Here is a 4,205-nt window from a genome sequence, read left to right as displayed (position 1 = left end):
AATGCCTGCAAGTTCTTTGCCCCACGATGTCGCTTGTGCATCAGCGACACCTAAGCTCTTCATTTCTTCAGCTGTGCGGCTGGCGATTGCCTCACCCGTGAATGCTCTCTGGTACTTCAATTCAAGCGCGAACTCCTGAGAATCCTTGGCACTCCCACGATATAGATTGGCATCGTAAACATGAAAGACCCAAAAGTTCAGCCTGCCAAGTCCCTGCAGTTGGGTTTGACCCATCATGCTTTTGATATGGGGTGGCTCTTTAGAGAAACTCATTGGAGCAAGTACGCCGAGGACTAATGTGACTACCAATATGCGAGAGAGCTTCATATCTTTATGCCTTTCTATTCACTAGTCGCAAAGCTAGAGGTCCTAGTAGCGCTGAAATCGCATGGCGGTGCTTTGCGAAGAATCGATAGCCCACATTCCAAAAAGGTTTGAGTACTGGCCTAGAAAAAATCCATGCAAGTTTAGGTAGATTGGCTCGACTGTAAGCTGCCGAAAATACTTCAACCCCTTGAATCAACTCACCATCATCATATTGCGCACACATGGAAGCCAAAGCTTGGTCACACGAGACGCCCACACGCTCAGGAAAATATTGATCAGAGTTGATATCTACAAAGTTAAGTAGCCCCGCTTGATTCCGCCCAGAGAGAAACTGAATTTCCGCCTGACATAAAGGGCAAAGGCCGTCATAGAACATGGTGAGCTTTTTCATGGCGCTTATTTTTGCTTGTACTGAGTTGCACAGTAAGCGCGGTTTACTAATTTACTGCGTAGGGCAATATGCTTAGTTGCCCTGCCAGTGACCCGCTTACGCCACAATTCAAAGGAATTGCGTTTCAACTGTTTTCTCATCAAAGCAATCACTTGGGGCTCTGAGTATCCGAAAGTAGCTTCAATAGCATCAAAAGGCGTGCGATCTTCCCAGGCCATCTCAATTAACCTCGAGAGATCCGCTTCTGAAAGCGTTTGGGGTAGTCGTGTCGTCATCGAGCAAGTTTAAGACTTATTCAATAAACTAGTTAAACAGCATTTATTTGCCCCATTTATTCACTCTATTCATGTCATTAATCCCAAATTCCTTCCGCGCACTCGTGATTGGCTCCTCAGGAACCATCGGCTCTGCCTTTATGGAATTGCTGGAACAGCATCCCGCATGCATGGAAGTCATCGGTATACATCGAAACTCTGCTAATCCAATTGATTATCAAGATCTCAGCACCATTGAATCTGCAGCGAAGGCACTCTCAGGTGAATTACCATTTCAGCTCATTATCAATACCATCGGCATATTGCACTCTGCCGATTGGATGCCAGAAAAGAAACTGGATGATCTCAATGCCGAACAATTGCAGATGTTGATGCAAATTAATGCTATCGGCCCTGGACTAACAATCAAACATTTTTCCAAGTTATTGGACCCAGCCAACTCTGTCATGGCAACGCTCTCTGCTAAGGTGGGTAGCATTGAAGACAATCGCCTCGGCGGCTGGTACAGCTACCGCGCCTCCAAGGCAGCACTCAATATGCTGATCAAGACAGCATCGATTGAGTTTGCAAGAACCAAACCCAACACTGCTTTAGTGGCACTGCATCCAGGGACAGTCAATTCTCACTTATCAAAACCGTTCAAAGGTGAGCAAATTGGCAGACCTCCTTTGGATGCTGCCAGCGATATGCTCAATGTTCTTCTCTCGCTCAACAAAGAAGATTCTGGAAGCTTCATCACCTACTCTGGCGAGAGACTGCCTTGGTAAGGCGCAACATCTGATGACCTATTTTTCCCACATATTTCTCGCGCTACTGATGCTTGTCGGAGTGCAAAATTCTCTCTTCGCTCAAACTGAGTTGGCTAATGCCATGCAAGATGGTCAACATGTCTTACTCATGCGTCACGCTGATGCGCCTGGGTTTGGCGATCCACAGGGTTACCAGCTAACCCAATGCTCCACACAACGTAATTTAGGGGAGCGCGGCAGGAAACAAGCTCAGGCAACCGGCGATTGGTTAGCCAAGCAGGGCATTACTAAGGCGCAGGTCTACAGTAGCCCTTGGTGCCGTTGTATTGATACCGCAAGCCTTCTCAATAAGGGCCCAGTTAAAAAGGAGGCGGCACTCGGGTCTTTCTTTGATGATATGAGTCAAGCTAAAAAGCAGACTGAAGATTTAGCAAAGTTGATTCAGGCAGAGCGCATTCAATATCCCAAAGCACCAATCGTGATGGTGACCCACCATGTCAATATCGAATCTTTCACAGGCAAGGTTCTTAATTCGGGTGACATGGTCTTGGTTAAAGTAAATTCCTTAGGTCAAGCCGTTTCTTACAAGCTATACCCCAGCCCCACAAGCCCATAACTTCATCCATCACCACATCACCACTTAAAGAGTTTCTATGTCGACTGAATTACCCCTGAATGTTTTAGGCCAACCACTAGTTCCCTGCTCTTTTGATCCTTTGACGGGATTTTTTCGGGATGGTTGCTGCAAAACCAATGAACAAGATCTCGGTAGTCATTTGGTCTGCGCGATAGTCAGCAATGACTTTTTGCAATTTAGCCTTAAGCGTGGCAATGATTTGATTACTCCACGCCCTGAATATCAGTTCCCAGGGCTCATTGCTGGAGATCAATGGTGTCTTTGTTTGAACCGTTGGATCGAAGCTCTAGAAGCCAACTGCGCACCCATGATTAAGCTAGAGAGTACGCACATCAACGCTTTAGAGAAAGTGTCTCTAGAAGTGCTAGAGCAATACGCAGCAATAGAACAGCTATAAGACCCCACTAAGACGAGAGCCAAAGCTTGCGGTAGATTTCTTTTGGATCGTGGTCTTGAGTTTGCTTGGCCACATTGAAGGGTCTACCACCTCTAGGGTCAGTGCCGCGTCCAGCGATGTAGAGCCAATTACCTTGATTGCTATAAACATCATAGTCAATCAGTTGCGACTCAAACCAAGCGGCACCCGCACGCCAATCACCCTGCATGTCATATATCCAATAACTAGCCACAATCTGACGCATCCGATTGGAGAGGTATCCGCTCTGTTGTAACTCGCGCATACCTGCGTCAACTAAAGCAGTTCCGGTGCTGCCTGTGCGCCACTGCTCAAAGCTGGGTGCATAGGATGGCTTTACAGGCACACCAGTTAAACCACTAGCGCGATACAACTTCCGGCCGTATTTGAAGTGAATAAAGCGGAAATAATCTCTCCAGAGCAATTCAAACCAAAGCCAATAAGTACCATCATTAGCGCCATAGCGATTTTCATAATCACTTAATTGCACCGCAATATCTCGCGCTGAAATACAACCTAAAGCTAGCCATGCGGAAAACTTACTGGAGTAATCCATGCCAATGAGTTGATTGCGAGTCTCTTTATAGCTGTCGGGTAAACGCCGCTCTAGATATTGCTTTAGATGAGCCTGCGCATAACTGGCTCCCCCTAATAAATAAGGGTGTAAAACGGATTGTGATCTTGAAGGCAATATGGAGCCCTCAGGCAAAGCCGCCGGTAGCGATGGAATCTTCTCAGGAGCATTGATGGGCTGTGCAAATTTGAGCTCTGCCCGCTCCACCTCACGACGAAATGCAGTAAAGACATCGGGCATTTTTACCAGCTCAAATGGAAAGGTTTGCGGATCCAACATACTCGATAGCCAGAACTCTTTAACCTCAGCACCCTGCTCCTGCAAAATACGTACTTGCTCAATTTCTTCAGGCGCTTCAATTTGCTCGCAATAGATGGCATCGGCAGCATGATCTTTAAATAGTCGCAGCAATACTTCAGCCGACTTACCAGAAAACTCCAGCAAGTCAGAACCCTGTGCGCGTAATTGATACCCCAAGTCATCCAAAGATGCTCGTAAGAAAGCCTGCCGATGGGTTCCCTGTCTCTCAAACCCATAAACTGTTTCCCCCTCTTTCAAGTCATGCACATACACCGGCAAAAGATAATCCGCATGTAAGCAGGCCTGTGTAAATGCCAGGTTATCCGCTAGTCGCAAATCATTGCGAAACCAGTAAATCAATGTGCGCATAGATTAGGTCTCAGTCTTAGCGCTAGGCTTTTTAGAGCGACAGACATCAGAGCAATATTTGACCTCATCCCAGTTTTTAGCCCACGACTTACGCCAGGTCATTTCTTTGCCACAAACCAGACAAGTCTTGCTGGGCAAAAATGATTTATTTCCCTTAAAACCTGCTTT

Annotated in this window: 7 protein-coding genes and 1 pseudogene; 3 read left to right on the top strand and 5 right to left on the bottom strand. The window is 46.6% G+C overall.

Going from position 1 to position 4,205, the window contains the following annotated elements; all coding sequences use genetic code 11:
• From B7Y67_RS11825 to B7Y67_RS11815, 3 genes and pseudogenes are all read right to left on the bottom strand, one after another.
• Positions 1-327 (bottom strand): annotated as a pseudogene (locus B7Y67_RS11825) (hypothetical protein); the annotation flags it as partial.
• A gap of 4 nt (positions 328-331) precedes the next feature.
• Entirely contained in the window at positions 332-718 is a 387-nt protein-coding gene (locus B7Y67_RS11820) for a thiol-disulfide oxidoreductase DCC family protein (RefSeq protein WP_293598813.1), read from the bottom strand.
• Between the two features lie 5 nt (positions 719-723).
• The gene (locus tag B7Y67_RS11815) at positions 724-993 is read right to left on the bottom strand and encodes a TIGR03643 family protein (protein ID WP_293598812.1); all 270 of its coding nucleotides are present in this window, start codon (positions 991-993) and stop codon (positions 724-726) included.
• Positions 994-1,064: 71 nt separating this feature from the next.
• On the opposite strand from B7Y67_RS11815, the gene B7Y67_RS11810 reads away from it, so the two are divergent.
• The 3 genes from B7Y67_RS11810 (at position 1,065) to B7Y67_RS11800 (ending at position 2,776) form a co-directional block, all read left to right on the top strand.
• The gene (locus B7Y67_RS11810; RefSeq protein WP_293598811.1) at positions 1,065-1,760 is read left to right on the top strand and encodes an SDR family NAD(P)-dependent oxidoreductase; all 696 of its coding nucleotides are present in this window, start codon (positions 1,065-1,067) and stop codon (positions 1,758-1,760) included.
• A 61-nt stretch (positions 1,761-1,821) separates the two neighbouring features.
• Positions 1,822-2,358 carry a histidine phosphatase family protein gene (locus B7Y67_RS11805; protein WP_293598810.1) on the top strand — a complete coding sequence of 179 codons (537 nt, stop codon included), beginning with the start codon at positions 1,822-1,824 and terminating at the stop codon, positions 2,356-2,358.
• 37 nt (positions 2,359-2,395) lie between these two features.
• On the top strand, positions 2,396-2,776 hold the full coding sequence (locus B7Y67_RS11800; RefSeq protein WP_293598809.1) for a DUF2237 domain-containing protein: 381 nt from the start codon (positions 2,396-2,398) through the stop codon (positions 2,774-2,776).
• Positions 2,777-2,783: 7 nt separating this feature from the next.
• On the opposite strand, the gene B7Y67_RS11795 is transcribed toward B7Y67_RS11800, so the two are convergent.
• Positions 2,784-4,037 carry a DASH family cryptochrome gene (locus B7Y67_RS11795; RefSeq protein WP_293598808.1) on the bottom strand — a complete coding sequence of 418 codons (1,254 nt, stop codon included), beginning with the start codon at positions 4,035-4,037 and terminating at the stop codon, positions 2,784-2,786.
• 3 nt (positions 4,038-4,040) lie between these two features.
• Positions 4,041-4,175: a DUF2256 domain-containing protein gene (locus tag B7Y67_RS11790; protein ID WP_367227283.1), complete on the bottom strand. Its 135-nt coding sequence runs from the start codon at positions 4,173-4,175 to the stop codon at positions 4,041-4,043.
• Between the last annotated feature and the right edge of the window lie 30 nt (positions 4,176-4,205).

This window comes from Polynucleobacter sp. 35-46-11, assembly GCF_002281105.1.
This window is presented reverse-complemented; position numbering and strand designations above follow the sequence as displayed.

What these genes read in the sequence shown, in the direction of transcription:
- B7Y67_RS11820 (WP_293598813.1), bottom strand. Translation starts at nt 718, where the DNA reads ATGAAAAAGCTCACCATGTTCTATGACGGCCTTTGCCCTTTATGTCAG.
- B7Y67_RS11800 (WP_293598809.1), top strand. Translation starts at nt 2,396, where the DNA reads ATGTCGACTGAATTACCCCTGAATGTTTTAGGCCAACCACTAGTTCCC.
- B7Y67_RS11810 (WP_293598811.1), top strand. Translation starts at nt 1,065, where the DNA reads ATGTCATTAATCCCAAATTCCTTCCGCGCACTCGTGATTGGCTCCTCA.
- B7Y67_RS11815 (WP_293598812.1), bottom strand. Translation starts at nt 993, where the DNA reads ATGACGACACGACTACCCCAAACGCTTTCAGAAGCGGATCTCTCGAGG.
- B7Y67_RS11795 (WP_293598808.1), bottom strand. Translation starts at nt 4,037, where the DNA reads ATGCGCACATTGATTTACTGGTTTCGCAATGATTTGCGACTAGCGGAT.